Genomic DNA, 24,608 nt, shown 5'->3' on the forward strand with positions numbered 1-24,608 from the left:
AATTATCTAAAAAAAATATTAATTAAACTGCTGTTTCTATGGCTGCTCTCATTTCCTGAGCGGCAGCAACCATTTCGATCAGTGCTTTTTTGGTTTCATCCCAGTGGCGTGTTTTAAGACCGCAATCAGGATTTACCCACAACTGATCTACGGGAATTACCGCTGAAGCTTTTTCCAGTAATTTTACCATTTCCTCGCTAAACGGAACTCGTGGAGAGTGGATATCATAAACACCCGGGCCAATTTCGTTTGGATATTTAAAATCGGCGAAAGCATCTAAAAGTTCCATTTGAGAACGTGAGCATTCGATGGTAATTACGTCTGCATCCATATCGGCAATGTTTTGAATGATGTCGTTAAATTCGCTGTAACACATGTGTGTGTGAATTTGCGTATCATCATTTACACCGGAAGCAGAAATTCTAAATGCTTTTACAGCCCAGTCTAAATAGGTTGCCCATTCTTCTTTTCGTAAAGGCAAACCTTCGCGAATGGCAGGTTCGTCAATTTGAATGATTTTGATTCCGGCTTTTTCCAAGTCTACAACTTCATCACGAATCGCTAAAGCAATCTGTGTGCAGGTTTCAGAACGAGTCTGATCGTTACGCACAAATGACCATTGCAAAATTGTTACCGGCCCGGTCAACATTCCTTTTACCCATTTTGGAGTCAGGGATTGTGCGTATTGGGACCATTTTACAGTCATTGGATTTGGTCTTGAGACGTCTCCGTAAATAACGGGAGGTTTTACACAGCGGCTTCCGTAACTTTGTACCCAGCCGTTTTTCGTAAATGTAAATCCGGCTAATTGTTCTCCGAAATATTCGACCATATCGTTGCGTTCGAATTCTCCGTGCACTAAAACATCAATGCCGGTTTCTTCCTGAAAACGAATGGTAGCTTCAGTTTCTTTTTCGATTAAATCGTTGTATTGTTGGGTTGTTAATTCTCCTTTTTTGAATTTTGCTCTCCAGCTTCTCACTTCAGCGGTCTGAGGGAAAGAACCAATTGTAGTGGTTGGAAATAAAGGCAGGTTTAAAGCTTCAATTTGGCTTTTTCTTCTTGTTTCAAAAGTACTTTTGCGTTTGTCATCAGAGGCTGTGATTCCGGCAACACGGGCTTTTACTTCATTATTATGAATTAATTTTGAAATTTTACGGTTTTCGTTTGCCACAACATTTCTTTCGTAATCAGCTGAAAACTTAACATCTGTTTCTTTTGAAGCGAATTGTTTCAATAATACAATTTCGTTGATTTTTTGCTTTGCGAAAGCCAGCCATTGCTTGATTTCCGGAGTTAATGTCTGATTGTTTGTTTCTAAGTCCAAATCGCAAGGACTGTGAATTAAAGAGCAGGATGGAGCAACTAAAATCCTGTTTTCTCCCAATACAGCCGTTGCTTTTTGGATTAATTCTAACGATTTTGTGAAATCATTTTTCCAGATATTTCTTCCGTCAACAACTCCCAAAGACAAGTTTACGTTTGAAGCCAGTTTTCCGGATTCTAAAATATCATCTAACTGAGATGGACAACGAACTAAATCCAAATGGAAAGTATCAACAGGCAAAGCTAAAGCCGTTTCTAAATTCTCTCCGAAACAGTCGAAATAATTCGCTAAAATAACTTTAAGTTTTGGAAAACGTTTGTTGATTTCGTTATACGTTTTTGTGAAAGCATTTCTGTCTTTATCCGTTAAATTTAAAGCTAAAAAAGGCTCGTCGAATTGAATATATTCAGCATTTTCTGATTGTAATTTCTCCAGGATTTCAAAATAAACCGGAAGTAAATTATCCAGAAGATCAATTCGGTTAAAACCTTCTTCTTTTTCTTTTCCTAATAACAAATAAGAAACAGGCCCGATTAAAACAGGTTTTGTTTTAATTCCGATAGCATTTGCTTCTTTGAATTCATTGCTTATTTTTTCTGAAAACAATTCGAATTTTTGGTTTTTTGTAAATTCAGGAACGATATAATGGTAATTGGTATCGAACCATTTGGTCATTTCCATCGCCACAACATCCTGTCCTTCTTTTTGCGCTCCTCTCGCCATTGCAAAATACAAATCAAGTGATGAATTTGATTTGGCGAATTCATAGTAACGTTCCGGAATGGCGCCAACTGTCAAAGTTAAATCCAGGACCTGATCGTAAAAAGAAAAATCATTAGACGGAATCAGATCAACTCCTGCATCCGATTGTAATTTCCAGTTTTTAAGACGGATTTCTTTTCCGGCATCCATCAGTTCGTCAGCCGAAATTTTTTCTGCCCAATACAATTCAGAGGCTTTTTTCAGTTCTCTTTTACTTCCAATTCGAGGGTAACCTAAGTTATTTGTTTTCATTTCGATTTCAGCTTTTTTTACTGTACAAATTTATTGTATTAGATTTTATAACTTATATTTGTAGTATATTTCAGTAAAATAGACTTTTAAAATTGCTTTTTAAAGTTTAAATTACTGTTGGTTTCTTTAAAATGAACTTTTAGCCGTAAAAAAAACTATGGAAAACCTGGATAAAACAGATTTGCTTATTCTGAAACACCTTCAGGAGAACTCAAATATCAACACAAAAGATCTCGCCAGTAAATTATTTTTGACAGTAACACCGGTTTATGAACGAATAAAAAGGTTAGAACGTGATGGTTATATCACGAAATATGTGGCTTTACTGGATAAGAAAAAAATGAACCGGGGGATGACTGTTTTTTGCAATGTTCGCCTGAAAGAGCATGCAAAAAACGTAGGAAGCAATTTTGTGAAAGATATTGTTGCACTTCCGGAAATTATAGAATGTTATAATATCGCCGGAGATTATGATTTTATGCTGAAAATATTAGTAAAGGATATGGCTAGTTATCAGGATTTTGTGATGAATAAATTGTCAACTATTGAAAACATAGGAAATACGAATAGTATTTTTGTGATGGGAGAAATTAAACATAGTACGGCACTTGAGTTTTAATCCTTATAAAATCGTAAAATAAAATGTATTTTTGATTCTTCTAAATCATAAAATCTAAAATCGTTAATCGACAATCTAATATCATAATGAACTGGGAACAACTTTTATCACTAAAACGCCAAGGCGATACTACCAAAAGATTGCGTGTAGAACAAGATGACACACGATTAGGTTTTGAAGTTGATTATGACCGAATCATATTTTCGGCTGCATTTCGATCTTTGCAGGATAAGACTCAGGTGATTCCGCTTTCTAAAACAGATTTTGTACATACCAGATTAACCCATAGTTTAGAGGTTTCGGTTGTAGGGCGTTCGTTGGGACGCCTGGTTGGGAAAAAAATAATCGAAAAATATCCTTATCTAAAAGAAGTTCACGGTTATCATATGAACGATTTCGGAGCTATTGTAGCTGCTGCTTCGTTGGCACATGATATAGGGAATCCTCCTTTTGGACATTCTGGTGAAAAAGCGATTGGAGAATACTTTTCTATCGGAAACGGATTAAAATACAAGGATAAATTAACGGCTAAACAGTGGCAGGATCTTATTGATTTTGAAGGAAATGCCAATGGGTTTTCAGTACTTACGGCAAGCCGTCCGGGAATTGAGGGCGGACTTAGAATTTCGTATGCAACTTTAGGCGCTTTTATGAAATATCCTAAAGAAAGTCTGCCAAAAAAACCAACCAGCAATATAGCAGATAAAAAATATGGTTTCTTTCAGTCAGATAAATTATTCTTTCAGGAAGTTGCTGAAGATATGGGGATGATCGCCAATAAGGAAGAAGAAGACATTGGTTTTGAAAGACATCCTTTGGCATATCTGGTTGAAGCTGCTGATGATATCTGCTACACGATTATCGATTTTGAAGACGGAATAAATCTGGGTTTAGTTTCTGAAGATTATGCTTTAGAATATTTGATTAAACTGGTAAAAGATAACATTGGTGTTACTAAATATAAATTATTAGAAACCAAAGAAGATCGAATCAGTTATCTGCGCGCTTTGGCTATTGGCGCTTTGATTAATGATGCTGTAGATGTTTTTATTGAAAATGAAGAAGCAATTCTGGCCGGGAATTTTCCTTTTGCCTTAACAGATAAAAGCAAATACAAAGCACAGATGAATGATATTATCAAATTGAGTGTTGATAAAATCTATCAAAGCCGTGAAGTTATCGAGAAAGAGATTGTAGGCTATCAAATCATTCAGACTTTGCTGGATAAATTTATAACTGCTTTTAATAACAAATATGAAGGAACTGCTTCAAACTACGATAAGCTGATTTTGAAAATGCTGCCGGAAAAGCATCATTTAGAAAAAGGTAATTTATATGAGCGTTTACTTCATATTTGTCATTTTGTTTCTCTTTTGACAGATGGAAATGCTTTGGAATTATTTAAAACAATTAACGGGCGTAAAAACTAATTAAAAAGCATATACAAGACCAACACCCAGAACCTGTCTTAGCTGGGCTCTTGGTCCGTCATCTACCTGTGATTTTGAACCGGAAACTGGATCAACAACTTCTTTTTTTGTTTTAATATCATCGTCATAAATGATATGAACGCCAATATTTGCTTTTACATAAGCATTAACTACAAGGTCCAGACGGGTATCGTAATCGACATCTACGTTTCCAAATCGGTTTAGGTAATCGGTATATAAACTTAATCTGTTTTCATAAAAAATGTTTTTATATATTTCATTTTTCATGTATCCTGTAAATAAAATACCAAACTCGGCTTTTACTTTTTGTCCTTCTTCAATTAAAATCTTGTTATCTGGATCAAGCGGATCAGGAGCATAAACTGCTTTTTTAACACCAAAAGCTCCCTGATTTGCTAAATATTGATCTAATACCAAAGTGGTTTTTAAAGTAATGGGAGAGAAATAAAATGTTCTGTTTTTTTGTTTGTTTGAGTTTTCAGCTCCAGCTCCCAAAAAGATATAAGCCGGTGCAAAAGGTTTGGAGATGGCAATATCTCTGTTTGGGTAATTATATCCGTTCGTAAATTGAGTATTGAAATTGAATTTAGCCGAGTAATACCAATTTGAAAGCGTATCTTTTCTAAATCCGTAAGTAGAGTTAAATAGGATAGCATCGTCTGTTTTTCGCAATTCGGTACCATCTTGCTTATTCATACCGTATTTTACAATAAGTTCATTAAACCATTTATGATTTTTTTTGTTATATGTTCTTGTAAATTCTCCTTTAAATAATCCAGAAATTGAACTTGTTCCCCCGGCACTCCAGTTAACGAATGCAATTTCTGAAATGTCAAAACCAAGTTTGTTTTTTTTGCTCCAATTAGAAGGTGGTGGCGGCACCTGGCCAGGATCCAATGTAGTTCGGATGATACTCTGAGCAAAATTGTTGGTAGTAAATAAAAAAAACAATAATAAAAGGGTCGATCGGAATAATTTCATTAGGGTAAGCTTTTGATTTTTTTTGGCGCTGCAAAATACTTATTTTTCAATGTTGGAAAAAAGATTTACTAAACTTTTAACGTCAATTTTGCAAAAATGTTGTTGCTCAATTACTGTGCCATGTTCAATAAAAATGTCCGGAATCCCTAAATTTTCTATTTTTTTTGTAAAATTATTTGCTGATGCATATTCTAAAACCGCACTTCCAAAACCACCAATTTTTGCCCCGTCTTCAATAGTGATTATTTGGTCGAAAGAAATTAAGATTTTGTCTAATAAATCATTGTCTAAAGGTTTTATAAAAGGAAAATCGTAATGAGCGATAGTTTCTGGATTACCTAATTCATTTATGGCAGCAATTACATTATTTCCGATAGCTCCTGTAGATAAAACAGCTGTTTTTGTTCCGGATTTTAAACAACTTGCTTTGCCCAAAGGAATATTTTGATAATTTTTGAAGTTTTCTGCTTCCCATTTTGGTAAAACGCCACGGTCTCTCGGATAACGAATAGCAATTGGATGGTCTAAAGGGACAGACTGAACTGTATATAAAATATTCTGAAGCGCAATTTCGTTGATTGGAGCATAAATAATCATATTTGGAACAGTTCTTAAATAGGCAATATCAAAGATACCATGATGTGTTGCTCCGTCTTCACCCACCAAACCGGCCCTGTCCAGGCAAAAAATAACCGGTAAATTTTGCAGGGCAACATCATGAATAACCTGATCGTAGGCACGCTGTAAAAAAGTCGAATAAATATTGCAGTACACAATCATGCCCTGGGTCGCCATTCCGGCCGCCAATGTAACGGCATGCTGTTCTGCAATTCCAACGTCAAAGGCACGATCGGGCAGTTCATCCATCATAAATTTCAAGGAACTTCCTGATGGCATAGCAGGTGTGATTCCGATGATTTTTTCGTTCTTTTTAGCTAAATCTAAAAGGGTTAAACCAAAGACATCCTGATATTTTGGAGGTAAATTTTCTTCTGATTTTAAATGAATTTCTCCGGTCGAAGCATCGAATTTTCCCGGAGCATGATATTTTACCTGATTTTCTTCTGCTTGCTGCAGACCCTTTCCTTTTGTGGTAACGATATGTAGAAACTTTGGTCCTTTTATCTTTTTTAAACGATTTAATTCTTTGATTAAAGTTGGAAGATCGTGTCCGTCAATTGGACCTGAATAATCAAAATTTAAAGATTTGATGATATTATTCTGTTTTGGATTTTTTCCGTTTTTAACTGCAGTCAGATATTTTTTTAAAGCTCCCACACTCGGATCAATTCCGATAGCGTTGTCGTTTAAAATGACTAGAATATTAGTGTCAGTAACTCCGGCATGGTTTAACCCTTCAAATGCCATTCCGCTTGCAATTGAAGCATCGCCAATTACAGCAATATGTTCTTTGCTGAAATCTCCTTTTAATTTAGAAGCAATCGCCATTCCGAGTGCTGCAGATATTGATGTTGATGAATGCCCAACACCAAAAGCGTCATAAACACTTTCCGCTCTTTTTGGAAAACCTGAAACGCCTCCAAGCTGTCTGTTGGTGTGAAAATTTTCTCGTCTTTCGGTCAGGATTTTATGTCCATAAGCCTGATGTCCAACATCCCAAACCAATAAATCTTCGGGAGTATTAAAGACATAATGCAGAGCAATTGTAAGTTCTACAACTCCCAGACTTGCTCCCAAATGTCCTTCTTTTACAGAGACAACATCAATAATAAATTGACGCAGTTCATGGGCAACCTGGACCAGCTGCTCCTCTTTTAAAAGACGTAAATCGGCAGGATTGTATATGTTGGAAAGTAAATTGCTTTTCATTATTGAGATAAAAAGCAAATTTACGGTTTTAAATTTAATTTTTTTGACAGAGTCTTATTTCAATAAAATAGGAACAGAATACTGCATCCTGATTTTTTTTCCTTTAAATTCGCCAGGTTGCCATTTAGGGCATAAATTCAAAACCCTGATAATTTCTTTTTCAAGAGGTTCTTCAACCGCAGGAGAACATTCAAGAAACGATACAGTACCATTTTTTTCTACTGCAAATGCAAGTGTGAAATTGAGTTTCCAATAACTTACGCCTTCCGGTTTTTTATATTCTTTCATAAAAAAACTATGGAATTGATCAATCCCGCCCGGGAATTCTGCATTTTTATTAAGAGGAACTTCCGGATTAGTTAAGGCTTCCTTTTTTGAAGTACTGTTTTTTTTGTTTTTTTCAGGATTGGTAATATTTTCTTTCGGTTTTACAGATTTTACCTGATTTGCCTTTTTGGGCGATGAAATAACTTCTTCATTATTGAGTTCAATATTTTTTTCAGGATGTTCCGGTTTATCTTCTTTTGAGAGATGAGAGGAATCAGGAATCTGTTCTGATTTGTTGATTTCATCTTTTTCTACATCAACAACTTCAATTTCGTTATTTTGTTTTTTGTTGCCTGTATCGGTACAGCTAAATAAAGTTGTTCCAATAATAAAAAACAAAGTCAGTAAAAACAGTTTAGTGTAATATTTTTGCATATTTAAAGTGAAATTGATAATGTGTAAGATGATCGTACACTTTGATTTTTTCGTTTTCCGGGAATCCATTTGGGTCCCATTTTTAAGATTCGGATAGCTTCTTCTCCTATTTCTATTGGCGTATTTTTGACGATGTTAAAATTACTCAGACTACCATCTTCTTCTATCACAAATAAGACATCAATTTTACCTTTAGTTGGTGCAGTATAATTTTTATTGAAAAATTTATAGAATTTTTTCATCCCATTTTCAGGAACAGGTAAAACATCCAAATCAGGTTGACTATATATAATATGATATTTAAAATTTCCTGTCTCACTAACATTAGGAGGGATTATTAGTCCCATCATTGTGATTGCGTTGTTGCGTTTTATTTTTTTAGGTTTTTTAGATTCTATCTCATGTCCATAACATGATGAGGCAATTTCTTCATCCTGATTTTGTTCTGTATTGTCAATAATTTCAATCTTATCAATTCTATTTTTGTTCCCATCTTTATCCGAACAACTAAATAAAGTTGTTCCCATAGTAATAAACAAAGCCAGTAAAAATATTTTACGATAATGCGTTTGAGAATATAATACGCGATCTGGAATTTGGATGCTAATAGCATCCAATTGTGACTTTCTAAATCTGCCACAAATACTTCCATTTCGATTTTGAATAAAGAAATGCTGAATTTCATTCGGAAGCATGACAGTAAAATCAACGACTGTTTTAGAACAGCTCATGCAGAAACGTCCATTATCTTTTCGTGTCATCTTATCCCAGTTTTCGTGGCAGGGTTGTGGAATGGTTATTTTATGTTTTTCTTCCATTATTGAAACGATATTGGTAAGCTATATTTAGTTCGGGTTTTTTTACCATTTTGTTCTCCTGATTGCCATTTTGGAGCCAGTTTTAAAACACGTTTTACTTCTGCTTCTATTTTTGGATCAACTTTTTTTGGGAATTCAAATGATGACAAGGAACCATCTTTTTCTATTACGAACGAAACCATAATTCTGGCTTCTGGCTTTTCATTGTCTTCAGGGAGTTTAAATTCGGTTACTAAAAACTGATAAAAACTGTTGATCCCACCCGGATAATATGGAGCTGTTTCAATTGCAGCTCCGGTGATGTAAAGATCTTCTTCTACAATAGAATCTTGCGTAATTGTTTTTGATGATGATTTGTTGTTATCGTAAGTTGTTTCTACACAATCTGTAGTTATCGGTTTTACAAATTTTACAGGAGCATTTTTTGGTGAAGTGGAGACTTCAATAAAATCACTGTTTTTATGTAATACTTTCTCACTCTTGTTTTGTTTTGATTTGTCATCCTCAACAACTTCAATCTTATCAATTCTACTTTTGTTTCCTTCTTTATCCGAACAACTAAATAAAGTTGTTCCCATAGTAATAAACAAAGCCAGTAAAAACATTTTATGATAATGCGTTTGAGAATATAAAATACGATCCGGAATTTGGATTGTAATAGCATCCAATTGTGACTTTTTAAATCTGCCGCAAATACTTCCATTTCGATTTTGAATAAAGAAATGCTGAATTTCATTCGGAAGCATGGCAGTAAAATCAACGACTGTTTTAGAACAGCACATGCAGAAACGTCCATTATCTTTTGGTGTCATCTTATCCCATTTTTCGTGACAGGGTTCCGGTATGGTGATTTTGTAATTTCTTTCCATGCTTGAATTTCAGGATTTAAAAGTAATAAAAATAAAGTGGAAAATTTCTATTTTTGCAGTTATGATAAATCCTTTCACCGACGAATATTTTATGAAAAAAGCTTTGCAGGAAGCTGAAATGGCTTACGCAAAAGGTGAAATTCCTGTTGGAGCTGTCATTGTTGTGGCTAATAAAGTAATTGCAAGCAGTCATAATTTAACAGAATTGCTAAATGATGTTACAGCCCACGCCGAAATGCAATCCATAACGGCAGCAGCGAATTTTTTGGGTGGAAAATATTTAAAAGATTGTACTTTATATGTGACTCTTGAACCTTGCCAAATGTGCGCCGGAGCTTTGTACTGGAGTCAGATTTCAAAAATTGTTTTTGGTGCCCGTGACGAACAACGTGGTTTTATGGTTATGGGAACAAAACTGCATCCCAAAACTACTGTCGTTTCTGGAATTATGGCCAATGAAGCTGCCGATTTAATGAAACGTTTTTTTATTGAAAGACGTAAATAAATCTCTCTTTTTTACTTCAATTAAATTATTTTAGCTTAAAGAAAATTCCTCTTAAAAAGTTTCGAAAATTATTTTACATTTACTACAATATAATTGGCATTTTGCTTGTTATGGTTTTAATAGTAAAATGTTAAAACGTTCTGTCATTTCTTAAAATTCGTAACCCATTAACTCTAAATAAAAGTGAAAGCAAAAGGATTAGTTCTCGTGTTTTGTGTGTTTTTTATTTTTCAATCTTGCGGCAGAAAATCAGCCGCCGATTTCAATTCCGATTTTTCATTATTTAAAGAGTATATAGTCAGTTTCACGGGGGGATTAGTCTCGTCGGAATCGGATATTCGGGTGGTTTTGGCTTTCGATAAAAAAGACTGGAAAGCCAATCAGGTTTTAGACAGCGATTTATTTGATATTTCGCCAAGTGTCGACGGAAAAGTCGTGGCGCTTTCTCCAAATACAATAGCTTTTATCCCCGAAAAAAAGTTAAAACCGGGAACAGAATATCAGGTAACTTTAAATTTAGACAAACTAATCACACTTCCAAAAGAGAAAGAAAAAGAGCTTTCGGATTTCAATTTTACAGTTAAAACCATCAAGCAGGATTTTACCATTAATACAACTGATATTCAATCGTACAGTAAAGAATATCAATACTTAAACTGTGTTTTAAAAACGGCTGATAATATTGATGTGGAGACGGCTAAAAAGTTAGTTGAGGCCAGACAAAAAGGAAATAATCTTAAAATTAAATTTGAGAAAAATTCGGGTTACGGAAAAGAATTCAATTTTATAATTGATAGTATTCAGCGTTATTCTGAAGCAACAAATCTTGAGATTATTTATGACGGAAACGATTTTGATATTGATCAGAAAGGACAAATCGATGTTCCGATTACGAATATAAATGAATTTAAAATTGTAAAAGTCGAAATTCCGGACGGAAGTAATCAGTCGTTAACCATTAATTTTTCTGAGCCTTTAGAAAAAGGGCAGGATTTTAAAGGATTAGTTTCGATTCAGAATACCAATAATCTTAAATTTTCAACGCAGGGGAATTTGCTGAAAGTTTATTTTAGCAATGAAAAAGCAATTGTTCCAAAAGAAATTCCTGTACCAATAGCGGTTGAAGATTCATTAGTTTCGCTTGTAGATTCAGCAACTGTGATTGTAGATACTGCTGTGGCTGTAGTCGAAAGTCCGGTAGAAGTCGTGCAGGAGGAAGAACCAGAGCCGGAGCAAATTGTTGTTGGAGATTTATTGCTTGAAATTTTTCAGGGAATCGAAAGCCAGTATGGCAAAAAAATGGACTCGAATTACACTGAGAAAATCTCTTTTGACCAAATAAAGCCAAGTGTTCGTTTCATTAAGAACGGAACTATTCTGCCAAGCTCCAATAATTTGAAACTGAATTTTGAAGCAGTAAACTTAAGTGCAGTAGATGTAAAAGTGTATAAAATTTACAAGAATAATATACTGCAATTTCTTCAGTACAATGAATTAAATGGCAGTCAGAATCTCAAGAAAGTAGCGCAGCCTATTGCTAAAACAACTTTGAATTTAAGTGAAAGCAAACTTGTAAATCCAAGTAAATGGAACACTTTTGCTTTGGATTTATCTAAAATCATTACACCGGAACCGGGAGCTATTTACAGAGTTGAATTTGTTTATAAAAAGAAATACTCTTTATATAAATGTGAAAATTCAGAAGAAGATTCAAATGATGAAGAAGAGGAAGAAGTGGATGAAAATGACGTCAACTATAGTGGCAATTCCTACGATGATTACTATTATGATGATTACGAATGGAGAGAAAGTCAGGATCCATGTTCTGGTTCTTATTATTACAATGCCAAAATTGCGACTAATATTCTGGCGACCGATGTAGGGGTAATTGCCAAAAGAGGCGAAAATAAATCGTATTTGTTCGTTGTAAATAATATTGTAACGACAGAACCAATTTCGAATGCAAGAGTGGATTTATATAATTTCCAACAACAGAAAATTGGAACGGAAGCTACAAGCAGTGAAGGAATTGCTTCTTTTCAGCTGGATAAATTCGCTTATTTTGCTATTGTTTCTTTGGGAGATCAATCAACTTACGTGAAACTGGATGACGGACTTTCGTTGTCTGTAAGTAATTTTGATGTTGCGGGCGAAACCTTGCAAAAAGGGTTAAAAGGATTTATTTATGGAGAGCGAGGTGTTTGGCGTCCGGGAGATAATTTATATTTGTCTTTTATTTTAAATGATGCTTCAAATAAGCTTCCGAAATCACATCCAATTAAATTCAGATTGAATGATCCGAATGGTAAAACCGTTTATCAGACCGTTCAAAAGACAAATGAACTGAATCATTATACTTTTACTGTTCCAACAAGTCAAGAAGCGCCAACCGGAAATTGGGAAGCGATGGTCAGCGTTGGTGGAGCCAAATTTTACAAAAGCATCAAAATTGAAACGATCAAACCAAATCGTTTAAAAATCAAAAATACATTTACGAGAAAAACACTTTCATCGTCTTACCCAAATACAGATTATCTAGAAGTAACCTGGCTTCACGGTGCAATTGCTAAAAATCTGAATGTAGAAATGCAGGCGAAATTTTCTCAGCAAACAACTACTTTCAAAGGGTATGAGAAATTTAGTTTTGATGATTTAGTACGTCAATTCAGCACAGAAGAAATAAATGTGTTCTCCGGAAAATTAAATGAAAACGGAAAAGCATCAGTAAATATTGAACCAAAATTACAAGGTCAGGCACCGGGAATGCTTCGTGCTTCGTTCATTACAAAAGTGTATGAAGAAGGCGGAGATTTTAGTACTGATGTTATTTCGACGACTTATTCTCCATATAAAACTTATGTCGGAATTAAATCGCCGGAACCTAACAAATACGGCATGCTGGAAACCAGAACCAATAATCGTTTTGATATAGTGACGGTTGACGAAAATGGAAGACCAAAATCGGTACGAAATCTGGAAGTAAAAGTATATAAAGTAGAATGGCGTTGGTGGTGGGATGCTTCGAGCGATAATTTATCGAATTATAATTCTTCGAATGCGACAACATCATACAAAACCTTTGTAATCAATACCGATTCAAGTGGAAAAGGAAGTGTTCAGTTTTCGTTAACCGATGAAGAATGGGGACGTTACTTAATCCGTGTTTCAGATAATGCAGACGGTCATGCGACAGCTTTGACTGTAAATATTGATTGGCCAATTTGGTCCGGAAAAACGCGTAACAGAGATGCTTCTACAGCCAATATGTTGGTTTTTTCTACAGATAAAAAAAACTATGCCGTTGGCGAAAAAGCGCAAATCTCTTTTCCTTCAAGTGAAGGCGGACGCGCTTTGATTTCAATAGAAAACGGATCAAAAGTAGTTCAGACTATTTGGGCAAAAACGCAAAAAGGAGAAACAAAAGTTGAGGTTCCGATAACTTCGGCAATGGCTCCAAATGTATATTTTAATATCACATTATTACAACCTCATGCGTCAACGAAAAACGATTCGCCTATTCGTATGTACGGAATTGTTCCGATTGAAGTGGTGGATAAAAACACCATTTTGGTTCCAACATTATCAATGCCGGATGTTCTAAAACCAGAACAGACCTTCACGGTAAAAGTGGGAGAAAAAACCGGAAAAGAAATGACGTATACTATTGCGGTTGTTGATGAAGGTTTGCTGGATTTAACCCGTTTTAAAACACCAAATGCCTGGGATAGTTTTTATGTTCGTGAAGCTCTGGGCGTTAAAACCTGGGATATTTATGACGATGTAATAGGAGCGTATGGCGGAAAAATAAATCAGATTTTCAGTATTGGTGGAGATCAGGATTTAGGCGGTGGAAAAGCTAAAAAAGCCAATCGTTTTAAACCTGTGGTGCTTTATTATGGTCCATTTAAATTAGATAAAGGCCAAACCAAATCACATCAATTAAAATTGCCAAAATATATTGGTTCTGTTCGAACTATGATAGTTGCCGGCGATGCCAATACAAGCGCTTACGGAAGCGTTGAAAAAGCAACTCCGGTTAAGAGTCCGCTGATGGTTTTGGCTTCGTTGCCAAGAAAAATTTCTCCTTCAGAAAAAGTTACCATTCCTGTTACGGTTTTTGCAACAGAAAATAATATCAAAAATGTTTCGATTCAGATAAAAACAAGCAATGGTTTAAAAGTTATGGGAAGTGCAATGCAATCCTTAACTTTTAGTTCACCTGATGAAAAAATGGCCTATTTCAATTTGGTTGTAGGTTCTGCTACCGGAATTGCAAAAGTACAAGTAATTGCAACTTCTGGAAAAGAGAAATCGGTTTATGATGTTGAAATTGATATGACGAATCCAAACCCGGTTACAAATGCTTTTACTGATGTGATTCTGCCTCCAAACAGTACTAAAACAATTTCATGGAAAACGTTTGGAGTTTCAGGAAGCAATAAAGCAAGATTAGAGGTTTCGTCAATGCCAACGATGAATTTGAATGGAAGATTGCAATATCTTATTCAATATCCTCATGGATGTGTAGAACAAACGACTTCGTCTGTTTTTCCACAATTGTACTTGAATGATGTTGTTGATTTAGATGCGACCCGAAAAGGAATTATTCAAAAGAATATTACTGCCGGAATTGCAAGATTAGGAAGTTTTCAATTATCAAATGGAGGAGTGGCTTACTGGCAGGGAAATACAATTGCAGACGATTGGGGAACTTCATATGCCGGACATTTCTTAATTGAAGCAGATAAAAAAGGCTATGTGCTGCCAATTAATTTCAAATCAAAATGGATTTCGTACCAGCAACGTGAAGCCAAACAATGGCGTTTTGAAGCAAAATACGGAAATGATTTGGCTCAGGCTTACAGATTATATACGTTGGCTTTAGCCGGAAATGCTGATTTATCTTCAATGAACAGATTACGAGAAACTAAAGGAATTTCAAACGAAAGCAAGTTGCGTTTAGCGGCAGCGTACGTTTTGGCTGGGCAAAAATCGGCTGGATTGAACTTGTTTTTACATAGCAAAATTGAAGAAGAATCGAGTAATTATAATTATTACTATTATGGTTCAAGCGAAAGAAACAGAGCAATGGCTTTGGAAACAATGTTACTGTTAGGACAAAAACAGAAAGCATTTGTGATGGCTACAAAATTAGCTAAACAAATGTCAAACAATCAGTGGATGAGCACGCAGACGACGGCTTATTGTTTGTATGCAATGTCTAAATTCGCCGTCAGTAACGGTCCGAAAGGAATTAATATTCAGTTTAGTAAAAACGGAAAAGGCGAAACTATCAATACTCAAAAAACCGTTGCAGACAGAAGTTTGGTTGTTCAAACGGGTGCTAATAGCGTAACGCTGAAAAATATTAAAAATAATACGGTTTATGTTCGTGTTTTGAACACTGGAATATTACCAATCGGACAGGAGAAACCAATTCAGAGTGATGTTTCGGCTTCTATTGTTTTCAAAAATAGAAAAGGAAGTGTTATTAATGTTTCAAAAATTAGTCAGGGAACGGAGTTTATTGCTGAGGTTACTATTAGAAATCAAAGAAATGAACATGTTAAAAACGTTGCATTATCGCAAATTCTGCCTTCAGGTTTTGAAATTGTAAATACCCGTTTTACAGATTATGGAGACGCAACAAACAATATTGCCGACTATATTGATATTCGTGACGACAGAACTAATTTCTATTTTGGAATGAAAGCCGGAGAAACAAAAGTCTTTAGAATTCTGTTGAATGCTTCTTATCTGGGGAATTATTATTTGCCAGGTTTACAATGCGAAGCAATGTACGATAATACATTCCTAGCCAGAACAAAAGGTTTCTGGGTTGAAGTAGTGAAATAAAGTCTCACGCAGATTTAGCAGATCGAGCAGATAAAAATAAAATCTGCCAAATCTGCTAAATCTGCGTGAAAAATAACTTTGCGAACTTATCGCGGTTAAAAATAAATTATTACGTTGAAAAAAAAATTAATAGCGTTCTTACAACGCATTATAAATTGGATAAAAAAGAATAAAATAAAATCAGCAAGTGTATTTATACTCTTGTTGATTTATTATTTCTCCATACCCCGAACATTATTTCAGGAACCCTATTCAGCGGTAATTGAAAGTAAAGAAGGAGAACTGCTTGGTGCAAAAATAGCCAACGATGGACAATGGCGTTTTCCTGCGCAAGACAGTGTGCCTGATAAATTCAAAAAATGTATTGTTTATTTTGAAGACGAATATTTCTACAAACATCCCGGTTTTAATCCTGTGGCGATGGTAAATGCCATTAAACAAAATAACAAAGCAGGGAAAGTTGTTCGAGGCGGAAGTACGTTAACACAGCAAGTTATACGATTATCAAGAAAAGGAAAAGGAAGAACTTATTTTGAAAAATTAATCGAAATTATTCTGGCAACACGATTAGAATTGGGCTATTCTAAAAATACAATTTTAGAAATGTATGCGGCTCATGCTCCTTTTGGAGGGAACGTCGTTGGCTTGGAAATGGCTTCCTGGCGTTATTTTGGCGTGCAATCGAACCAATTGTCGTGGGCGGAAAATGCGACTTTAGCTGTTTTGCCAAACGCTCCAAGTTTGATTTATCCCGGCAAAAATCAGATCAAATTATTGAATAAACGGAACAGACTTTTATTAAAATTGCATCAGGAAGGAATAATTGACAAACAGACCTACGAACTTTCTGTAGAAGAACCATTACCCCAAAAACCTTATGATTTGCCTCAAATTGCACCTCATTTATTACAGCGTGTGGCAAAAAACGAAGAAGGAACCAGGGTAAAAACAACCATAGATTACGCTCTGCAAAATAGGGTCAACCAAATTGCGAAGTATTATTACAACCAGTACAAGCAGAATGAAGTAAACAATCTGGCGATTTTGGTAATTGATGTTTCGAACAGAAATGTGATGAGTTATGTTGGAAATGCTCCAACAGACAAAGACCATCAAAAAGATGTTGACATTATTGATGCACCAAGAAGTACCGGAAGTATTTTGAAACCGCTTTTGTACGCCGGAATGCTTGACGATGGTGAATTATTGCCGAACACTTTAGTGGCTGATGTGCCAACTCAAATTGCAGGATATACACCGCAGAATTTTAATCTAACATTTGATGGCGCTGTTCCGGCGCATCGTGCATTATCACGTTCCTTAAATATTCCGGCAGTTTTGATGCTGCAGGATTTTGGCGTGAATAAGTTTTATGAAGAATTACAGAAATTCAAATTGAGAGACATTAATAAAACTCCTGATCACTATGGATTATCACTTATTTTGGGTGGTGCCGAAAGTAACTTATGGGATTTGTGCCGAACCTATGCAGGATTATCATCGACAGTAAATTATTACACTAAAAATCAAGCAAAGTATCGAACAAAGGAATTTGCAGAACTGAATTATAAAAATGATTTTGAACCTGATTTTGGTTCGGAAACCGATCAAAAAAACATAATGGGAGCCGGAGCAATTTGGCTAACCTATAACGCAATGGAAGAAGTGAACAGACCAGAAGGCGATGAAGCATGGAAGTTTTATGACAGCTCCTTGAAAATTGCCTGGAAAACAGGAACTAGTTTTGGAAATCGAGATGCCTGGGCAATAGGAACAAATTCGAAATATGTAGTTGGAATTTGGGTTGGGAATGCAACAGGTGAGGGAAGACCAACTTTAACAGGAGTTACTAGTGCAGCACCCATTTTATTTGATGTTTTTAATTTATTACCAAGACAAAAATGGTTTGAAACGCCTTATAAAGATTTAGAAAATGTTCAGGTTTGCCGTTTAAGCGGCTATTTAGCCAAAGAGGATTGCCCAAAAATTAAACAGTGGGTTTCTAAAAAAGGAAAATCAACTGCTGTTTGTCCGTATCATAAAAAGGTACATTTGGATAAAACAGAGCGATTTCAGGTCAATAGCAGTTGTGAAAGTGTTGATGATATCGTGACTAAAAGCTGGTTTGTTTTGCCTCCGGTAATGGCCTGGTATTATAAAAGTCAGCATATCGAGTATTTGCCGTTGCCTCCGTTTAAAGAAGGCTGCGAAGGAGTTCAATCTAAAACAATGGATTTTATTTATCCGAAAACAAACAGTAAAATTTATTTAACGAAGAATTTTAACAGCGAAGTACAGCCGGTAATTTTGAAAGTAGCTTATTCGGAAAGAGATAAAGAATTGTTTTGGTACGTGGACGATGTTTATAAAGCGACGACAAAAACGTTTCATGAATTACCTATTACGCCAACTTCAGGGACACATTACATTACGGTTGTAGATGCTTTTGGAAATGAAATTAGAAGAAGAATAGAAATTGTGAGGGAATAAATTTTTAAAATTCCAATTCCAAAACAGCTGAATAAATTCCAAATTCCAATTTTTAGAAATAATATATTGTTTGTCAGGCTGAGCGGAGTCGAAGCCATTTTGTATCGGAAAGCCTTCGACTCCGCTCAGGATGACATTATGATTTATTAGAATATTTTTGATATAAAATCATCTTATGAAAATGAGAGCCTTAGCCCAGATAGGAGCGGTATCCTTTTTCTGGCTCCTTTAGCCAGGAAAAGATACAAGTGGATAGCTGGAAATAGCTCCTAAAAAAAGCAAATTTTAATTTTCTTATAGGCTTAAAATTTATAATAAAAAGAAGCCATAAAAAAACCGCCAGTCTTTCGAGAGGCGGTTTTTGTTTTTATTCTGAAATAACATTTCCTTTTTTATCGTAGAAATGATATTCTAAGTACGTGTAAGCGTCACGAGGTATGATTTTCACCCATTTCTTATGCTCAAAAAACCATTTTGAACGTAAGGATGGAAAACCTTTACTGAGGTAAGCAGCCACAAAAGGATGTACATTAAGTACAACATTTTTGTGGGTTTTTAAAAGTCGGTCTAAATCCAGTGCGATTTTATCAATGATTAAAATTGGCGCTTCAATTTCGCCATTTTCATTGTTTGGATCTTCTTCTCTGGTTTTAATATTAACTTCTGGTCTTACGCGCTGTCTTGTAATCTGGACTAAACCAAATTTACTTGGCGGTAATATTTTATGTTTTGCTTTATCGTCGCTCATTTCTTCTCGCAAGAAGTCGAACAAAACTTTCCTGTTTTCAGGATTAGACATATCGATAAAATCAACTACGATTATTCCACCCATATCACGGAGACGAAGTTGTCTGGCAATTTCAGCGGCAGCAATCATATTTACTTCCATGGCGGTATCTTCCTGATTAGTCGCTTTATTAGAACGGTTTCCGCTGTTTACGTCTATAACGTGAAGAGCTTCAGTGTGTTCGATAATAAGATAAGCACCTTTGCTCATCGAAACCGTTCTTCCAAATGAAGTTTTGATTTGTCTCTCTATATTGTATTTCTCAAAAATCGGAGTGTCGTTTGATTGATAAAACTTCACAATTGATTGTTTTGAAGGTGCAATCTCTTGCAGGTAATCCTTCGTTTGATGAAACAACTCTTCATCATCTATTTGGATACCGCTGAAGGTATCATTAAATACATCTCTTAATATTGAAGAAGCTCTGTTAAGCTCTCCTAATACTTTGGATGGATGATGAGCAGTTGGTAATTTTTTACACATTGCAGTCCATCTGCCAAGCAGGTTCTGCAAATCTTTTTCTAATTCGGCTGTATTTTTGCCTTCGGCTACTGTGCGAACAATAACACCAAATCCTTTAGGTTTGATCGATAATACAAGTTTTTTTAGACGATCCTTTTCCTTTTTGTCTTCTATTTTTTGTGAAATAGAAACACGGTCAGAAAACGGAACGAGAACAATAAATCTTCCTGCCAATGAAAGCTCAGCGCTTATCCTTGGACCTTTGGTAGATATAGGTTCTTTTACAACTTGTACTAAGACAGATTGATTGGCACTTAAAATATCAGTAATGATGCCATCTTTGTCAATCTCTTTTTCAAACTGAAAGGTCTTTAGGGAGAAATCTTTTAATTTACCTGCGCTTACAAGTTTTATGAATTTCAGTTGGGAAGCTAAGTTCGGTCCTAAATCGTGATAATGTAAAAAGGCATCTTTTTCGAAGCCTACATTTACAAAAGCAGCATTAAGTCCTGCAACAGGTTTTCTGATTTTGGCAATAAAAATATCACCAACCTGAAAGTTGCTCTTCTCTTCTTCCTTGTGTAATTCAATTAGTTTTCCATCTTTTAATAAGGCAAAATCTACGAAATCTGAACTTGATCGAATAATTAATTCTTTATTCATTTGTAAATTTTTATCCGTGAATTGGTTGTCGGTTGTTTGTGTTGATAGTTGTCGGCAAAATAACCAATAACCATAAACCAAAAACCATCAACTTCTACAAGGATGGATTAAACAATATTTTTAACAGGTATTGTACCCGGGGAGTTAGATTTTTGTATTATTTGATTGTTTGATTTTTAGAAATCTAATAATCGAACTACCTGGCGATCTTATAATCTAATCTCAATTTCAATGAACGGTTTAAAAAGAAAAAAGTAGTTTAAAACTACTTTTTCTTTTTGTGACGGTTAGCTCTCGCTCTTTTTTTTCTTTTGTGAGTAGCTACCTTATGTCTCTTTCTTTTTTTACCACTTGGCATATCGTGTCGATTTTATGATTAATTAATAGTATTATTTTGCTTCGTTGTTTGTTTTAACTCCTTCTACAAAAACTTTTGCAGGTTTAAAAGCAGGAATATTGTGTGCAGGAATTTTGATTGTGGTATTTTTAGAAATGTTTCTTCCTGTTTTTTCAGCTCTGGTCTTTACGATGAAACTTCCGAAACCTCTTAGGTAAACATTGTCACCAGTTTCTAATGAAGTTTTAACTTCTTCCATAAAAGTTTCTACTGTTGCTTGAACATCTCCTTTTTCAAGACCTAGTTTCTCTGAAATCTTTGCTACGATATCTGCTTTCGTCATTTTCTTTCCTATTTTTATTTTATAAATGATGTACTATTTTTTTGAGTTTGCAAATATAGGAATTAAAAAAATAATTAATCAAGCTAATTCGTTAAATTTTAATTACATAAACATTTACTTTTGCATTCTAAGTATTTTGCAATGAAATTTCATAACCTACTGATAAAATGGTATTTACAAAACAAACGTGATTTGCCGTGGCGAAATACTGTCAATCCGTACCATATTTGGCTCTCAGAAATTATGCTGCAACAGACAAGAGTCGCTCAGGGAATGCCTTATTTTTTTTCTTTTACAGAGGAATTTCCTACTGTTTTTGATTTGGCTAATGCGGATGAAGAGAAAGTTTTAAAACTGTGGCAGGGACTTGGATATTATTCCAGGGCAAGAAATTTACATAAAACAGCTCAGTTTATTGCAAATGATTTAAACGGAGTTTTTCCGGCTACTTATCATGATCTTTTAAAATTAAAAGGGGTTGGTGAATATACAGCTGCTGCAATTGCTTCTTTTTCCTATAATGAAGCGGTTCCTGTGGTAGATGGGAATGTCTTCAGAGTGCTTTCCCGTTATTTTGATATTGAATCCGATATTGCGTTGCCTGCGACTAAAAAAGAATTTACCGCCTTAGCGCATGAATTGATGCCTAAAGATAACCCTGCAATTTTTAATCAGGCAATAATGGAATTTGGTGCCATACAATGCGTTCCTAAAAATCCAAATTGTGGTGTTTGTGTCTTCAATACAAGTTGTCTGGCATTGCAAAAGAAGAAGGTGGGAGTTTTACCAGTAAAATCTAAAAAGCTAAAAATTACAAATCGCTTCTTTAATTATCTGATATTAGAGGATGTAGAAGGCAATACATTAATTCAAAAGAGGACTGCAAAGGGTATTTGGCATAATTTATATGAATTTCCTTTATTAGAAACAGATGAAATTGTCAGCTTTGATTTTATTACAAAAACTGTTCAGCAGGGTATTTTGTCTTCTTATAAAATTACCGGTATTGAGGCATGTTCTCACGCAACAATTATTCATAAACTTTCACATCAACATTTGCATATACAGTTCTGGAAAATAAAAGTCAATGATTTTTTAGTTAATGGATTGAAATTTAGTGACTTAAAATCGTTTCCATTCCCAATTGTTATTTATAATTTTATCGAAAAGGAAGAACTAAATCGTTAAAAAAAATTACCTTTGATACAAACACAAATGTTATATCATGAATGGAACATTAAATAAAGTAATGTTGATAGGCCATTTGGGCGACGATGTTAAAATGCATTATTTTGACGGAGGTAATTGCATAGGCCGATTTCAGTTGGCAACAAATGAAGTATATATCAATAAGACAACAAACGAAAAAATTACTTCTACAGAATGGCATAACTTAGTTGTGCGTAATAAAGCGGCGGAAATTTGCGAAAAATATTTGTCTAAAGGGGATAAAATATATATCGAGGGACGTATAAAATCAAGGCAATGGCAAGCCGAAGACGGAACGATAAAACATACTACCGAAATTCAGGTAACCGAATTTACTTTTTTGACAACCAAAAAAGAAACAGAACACAATAGGCCACATCAGGCTTCAGAATTACCAAAAAACACTAATTTTGAAAATACGAATGAAGGCTTACCTATTAATGATTTGCCTTTTTAATTGTTTAACTAATCTTTTTTTAATTTGGACCTGGAGCCCAGTTTATTTTTTGCGTCTGCCGATACTAATCTGATTATAGGTTTTGTCGGAATATTTATTTTACTTTTTTTATCAGCGATTGTTTCTGGTGCTGAAGTTGCCTTTTTTTCTTTGTCTCAAAAAGAAATTGAAGATGTTTTGCAGGAAAATAATCCTAAGGGGAAAATAATTTCCAATCTTTTAGATAAACCAAAAAAACTCGCAGCAACATTATTAGTAACTAATAATTTTTTGAATATTGGAGTAGTAATCCTGTTCTCATTTATTGGCAGAAATATTTTTGCAGATATCAATTCGGCTTTATTAAAATTTGTTTTAGAAGTAATTCTTGTTACTTTCCTGATTTTGCTTTTCGCAGAAGTTCTTCCTAAAGTTTATGCCAGCCGGAACAATATAAAATTTGCCAAACATGTCGCTTACCCAATTGCTTTTTTAAATAAATTACTTTCACCCGTAAGTTTGCCAATGCGTGCAGTTACGCTATATTTGTACAATAAATTAGGGAAACAAAAAACAAACTTTTCGGTTGACCAGCTTTCGCAGGCATTAGAACTTACTGATTCTGAAGGAACATCGAGTGAGGAACAAAAAATATTGGAAGGAATTGTTTCTTTTGGAAATACAGATACCAAACAGGTAATGAGCCCCAGGATTGATGTTTTTGCATTGGAAATATCAGAATCTTTTGAAGAAATTTATACAAAGATAATTGAGAAAGGATTTTCAAGAATTCCGATATATCGTGATAATATTGACCAGATTGAAGGCGTTTTGTTTGTTAAAGATTTATTGCCTCATATTGATAAGGTCGAATTTGACTGGACAGCATTAATCAGAGAGGCCTTTTTTGTTCCTGAGAATAAAAAATTAGATAACCTGCTAAAAGATTTTCAGGGCCTGAAAAGTCATTTGGCGATTGTGGTTGATGAATATGGCGGAACGTCAGGTTTAGTTTCTTTAGAAGATGTAATTGAAGAAATCGTAGGAGATATCAGTGATGAGTTTGATGACGAACACTTGAATTTTTCTCAAATTGATGAAAAGAATTTTCTTTTTGAAGGGAAAATTAACTTAAAGGATTTTTATAGGATTATTGATGTTGATGAAGCCATATTTGAATCACACAAGGGTGAGGCAGAAACGTTAGCAGGTCTTATACTTGAAATTCTGGGCAATTTTCCTAAAAAAGACCAAAAAGTAACGTTTGAAAATTGTCTCTTTGAAATAGAAGCAGTTGATAAAAAACGTATTAAACAAATAAAAGTAACAATAGAATAAGATGTTAAAAAAAGCAATTTGGATAGCAATAATTTTGCTGAGCCTGACTGTTATAAGCTGTAAAGACGATGTATTGCCAAAACCGGCCGGTTTTTTACGTTTGGATTATCCGGTAGCTAAATATGTAAACTTTGAAAACACATGCCCCTTTGCTTTTCAGATGAACGAGGCAGCAGTAATTAAAGGAGAAAAGGAATGTGGTTTTGCAATTACGTATCCAAAGATGAAAGCGACTATTTATCTGACCTATAAACCCGTAAATAATAACATAGAAAAACTGCTGAAAGATGCTCAAAAACTAACTTACGAGCATGTTATTAAGGCTGATGATATATTAGAGCAACCGTATTTAAACCCTGAAAAAAAAGTATACGGAATGTTCTATCAGGTGAATGGAAATGCAGCTACCAATTCACAATTTTATGTGACAGATAGTACGAAGCATTTCATTACCGGATCGGTTTATTTTTATACCAAACCTAATTTTGATTCTATAATGCCTGCAGCGAGTTATATTAAAAATGATATGCAGAGGCTCATGGAAACATTAAAATGGAAATAAAATTAAAAA

17 protein-coding genes are annotated in these 24,608 nt (G+C 34.7%); 9 read left to right on the forward strand and 8 right to left on the reverse strand.

The features are described 5' to 3' along the window. Window positions 1-22: 22 nt before the first annotated feature. Entirely contained in the window at window positions 23-2,341 is a 2,319-nt protein-coding gene (gene metE / locus BXU10_RS09770) for a 5-methyltetrahydropteroyltriglutamate--homocysteine S-methyltransferase (protein WP_078227170.1), read from the reverse strand. Window positions 2,342-2,498: 157 nt separating this feature from the next. Here metE and BXU10_RS09775 point away from each other — a divergent pair, with 157 nt between their 5' ends. After that, a complete protein-coding gene (locus BXU10_RS09775) occupies window positions 2,499-2,960 on the forward strand; it encodes an Lrp/AsnC family transcriptional regulator (RefSeq protein WP_031454329.1) in 462 nt (153 codons plus the stop codon). 86 nt (window positions 2,961-3,046) lie between these two features. Then, window positions 3,047-4,390, forward strand: coding sequence for a deoxyguanosinetriphosphate triphosphohydrolase (locus BXU10_RS09780; protein ID WP_078227171.1), 1,344 nt, complete (start codon window positions 3,047-3,049; stop codon window positions 4,388-4,390). Here BXU10_RS09780 and BXU10_RS09785 read toward each other — a convergent pair whose 3' ends face one another. The 5 genes from BXU10_RS09785 to BXU10_RS09805 are packed head-to-tail and all read right to left on the reverse strand — an operon-like array spanning window position 4,391 to window position 9,611. Beyond that, window positions 4,391-5,392, reverse strand: coding sequence for a DUF3078 domain-containing protein (locus BXU10_RS09785; protein ID WP_078227172.1), 1,002 nt, complete (start codon window positions 5,390-5,392; stop codon window positions 4,391-4,393). A 39-nt stretch (window positions 5,393-5,431) separates the two neighbouring features. Beyond that, window positions 5,432-7,222 carry a 1-deoxy-D-xylulose-5-phosphate synthase gene (locus BXU10_RS09790; RefSeq protein WP_078227173.1) on the reverse strand — a complete coding sequence of 597 codons (1,791 nt, stop codon included), beginning with the start codon at window positions 7,220-7,222 and terminating at the stop codon, window positions 5,432-5,434. Between the two features lie 54 nt (window positions 7,223-7,276). Beyond that, entirely contained in the window at window positions 7,277-7,924 is a 648-nt protein-coding gene (locus tag BXU10_RS09795; RefSeq protein WP_078227174.1) for a hypothetical protein, read from the reverse strand. A 2-nt stretch (window positions 7,925-7,926) separates the two neighbouring features. Next, window positions 7,927-8,742 (reverse strand): energy transducer TonB, encoded by an 816-nt coding sequence (locus BXU10_RS09800; protein WP_078227175.1) that lies wholly within the window; start codon window positions 8,740-8,742, stop codon window positions 7,927-7,929. Next, window positions 8,742-9,611: an energy transducer TonB gene (locus BXU10_RS09805; RefSeq protein WP_078227176.1), complete on the reverse strand. Its 870-nt coding sequence runs from the start codon at window positions 9,609-9,611 to the stop codon at window positions 8,742-8,744. Before BXU10_RS09805 ends, BXU10_RS09800 begins: the two co-directional genes overlap by 1 nt. Window positions 9,612-9,672: 61 nt before the next feature. Here BXU10_RS09805 and BXU10_RS09810 point away from each other — a divergent pair, with 61 nt between their 5' ends. The 3 genes from BXU10_RS09810 (at window position 9,673) to pbpC (ending at window position 18,462) form a co-directional block, all read left to right on the forward strand. Then, a complete protein-coding gene (locus tag BXU10_RS09810) occupies window positions 9,673-10,116 on the forward strand; it encodes a nucleoside deaminase (protein WP_078227960.1) in 444 nt (147 codons plus the stop codon). Between the two features lie 183 nt (window positions 10,117-10,299). Beyond that, window positions 10,300-15,972, forward strand: coding sequence for an alpha-2-macroglobulin (locus tag BXU10_RS09815; protein ID WP_078227177.1), 5,673 nt, complete (start codon window positions 10,300-10,302; stop codon window positions 15,970-15,972). A 114-nt stretch (window positions 15,973-16,086) separates the two neighbouring features. Then, on the forward strand, window positions 16,087-18,462 hold the full coding sequence (gene pbpC / locus BXU10_RS09820) for a penicillin-binding protein 1C (protein WP_078227178.1): 2,376 nt from the start codon (window positions 16,087-16,089) through the stop codon (window positions 18,460-18,462). Window positions 18,463-18,829: 367 nt separating this feature from the next. Here pbpC and BXU10_RS09825 read toward each other — a convergent pair whose 3' ends face one another. Together BXU10_RS09825 and BXU10_RS09830 are read right to left on the reverse strand one after the other, a co-directional pair. Continuing rightward, a complete protein-coding gene (locus tag BXU10_RS09825) occupies window positions 18,830-20,374 on the reverse strand; it encodes a ribonuclease E/G (RefSeq protein WP_078227179.1) in 1,545 nt (514 codons plus the stop codon). A 389-nt stretch (window positions 20,375-20,763) separates the two neighbouring features. Further along, window positions 20,764-21,066: an HU family DNA-binding protein gene (locus tag BXU10_RS09830; protein WP_255347995.1), complete on the reverse strand. Its 303-nt coding sequence runs from the start codon at window positions 21,064-21,066 to the stop codon at window positions 20,764-20,766. A 129-nt stretch (window positions 21,067-21,195) separates the two neighbouring features. Here BXU10_RS09830 and mutY point away from each other — a divergent pair, with 129 nt between their 5' ends. From mutY to gldD, 4 genes are read left to right on the forward strand one after another with little or no spacing between them, the layout of a single operon-like run. After that, window positions 21,196-22,242: an A/G-specific adenine glycosylase gene (gene mutY, locus BXU10_RS09835; protein ID WP_078227180.1), complete on the forward strand. Its 1,047-nt coding sequence runs from the start codon at window positions 21,196-21,198 to the stop codon at window positions 22,240-22,242. 37 nt (window positions 22,243-22,279) lie between these two features. Continuing rightward, window positions 22,280-22,720, forward strand: coding sequence for a single-stranded DNA-binding protein (locus BXU10_RS09840; RefSeq protein ID WP_031454342.1), 441 nt, complete (start codon window positions 22,280-22,282; stop codon window positions 22,718-22,720). A gap of 24 nt (window positions 22,721-22,744) precedes the next feature. Continuing rightward, window positions 22,745-24,037 carry a gliding motility-associated protein GldE gene (locus tag BXU10_RS09845; RefSeq protein WP_078227181.1) on the forward strand — a complete coding sequence of 431 codons (1,293 nt, stop codon included), beginning with the start codon at window positions 22,745-22,747 and terminating at the stop codon, window positions 24,035-24,037. Between the two features lies 1 nt (window position 24,038). Then, window positions 24,039-24,599: a gliding motility lipoprotein GldD gene (gene gldD / locus BXU10_RS09850; RefSeq protein ID WP_031454344.1), complete on the forward strand. Its 561-nt coding sequence runs from the start codon at window positions 24,039-24,041 to the stop codon at window positions 24,597-24,599. Window positions 24,600-24,608 lie beyond the last annotated feature (9 nt).

It is taken from the genome of Flavobacterium sp. LM4 (assembly GCF_002017935.1).
GTDB classification, from domain to species: Bacteria; Bacteroidota; Bacteroidia; order Flavobacteriales; family Flavobacteriaceae; genus Flavobacterium; species Flavobacterium chungangense.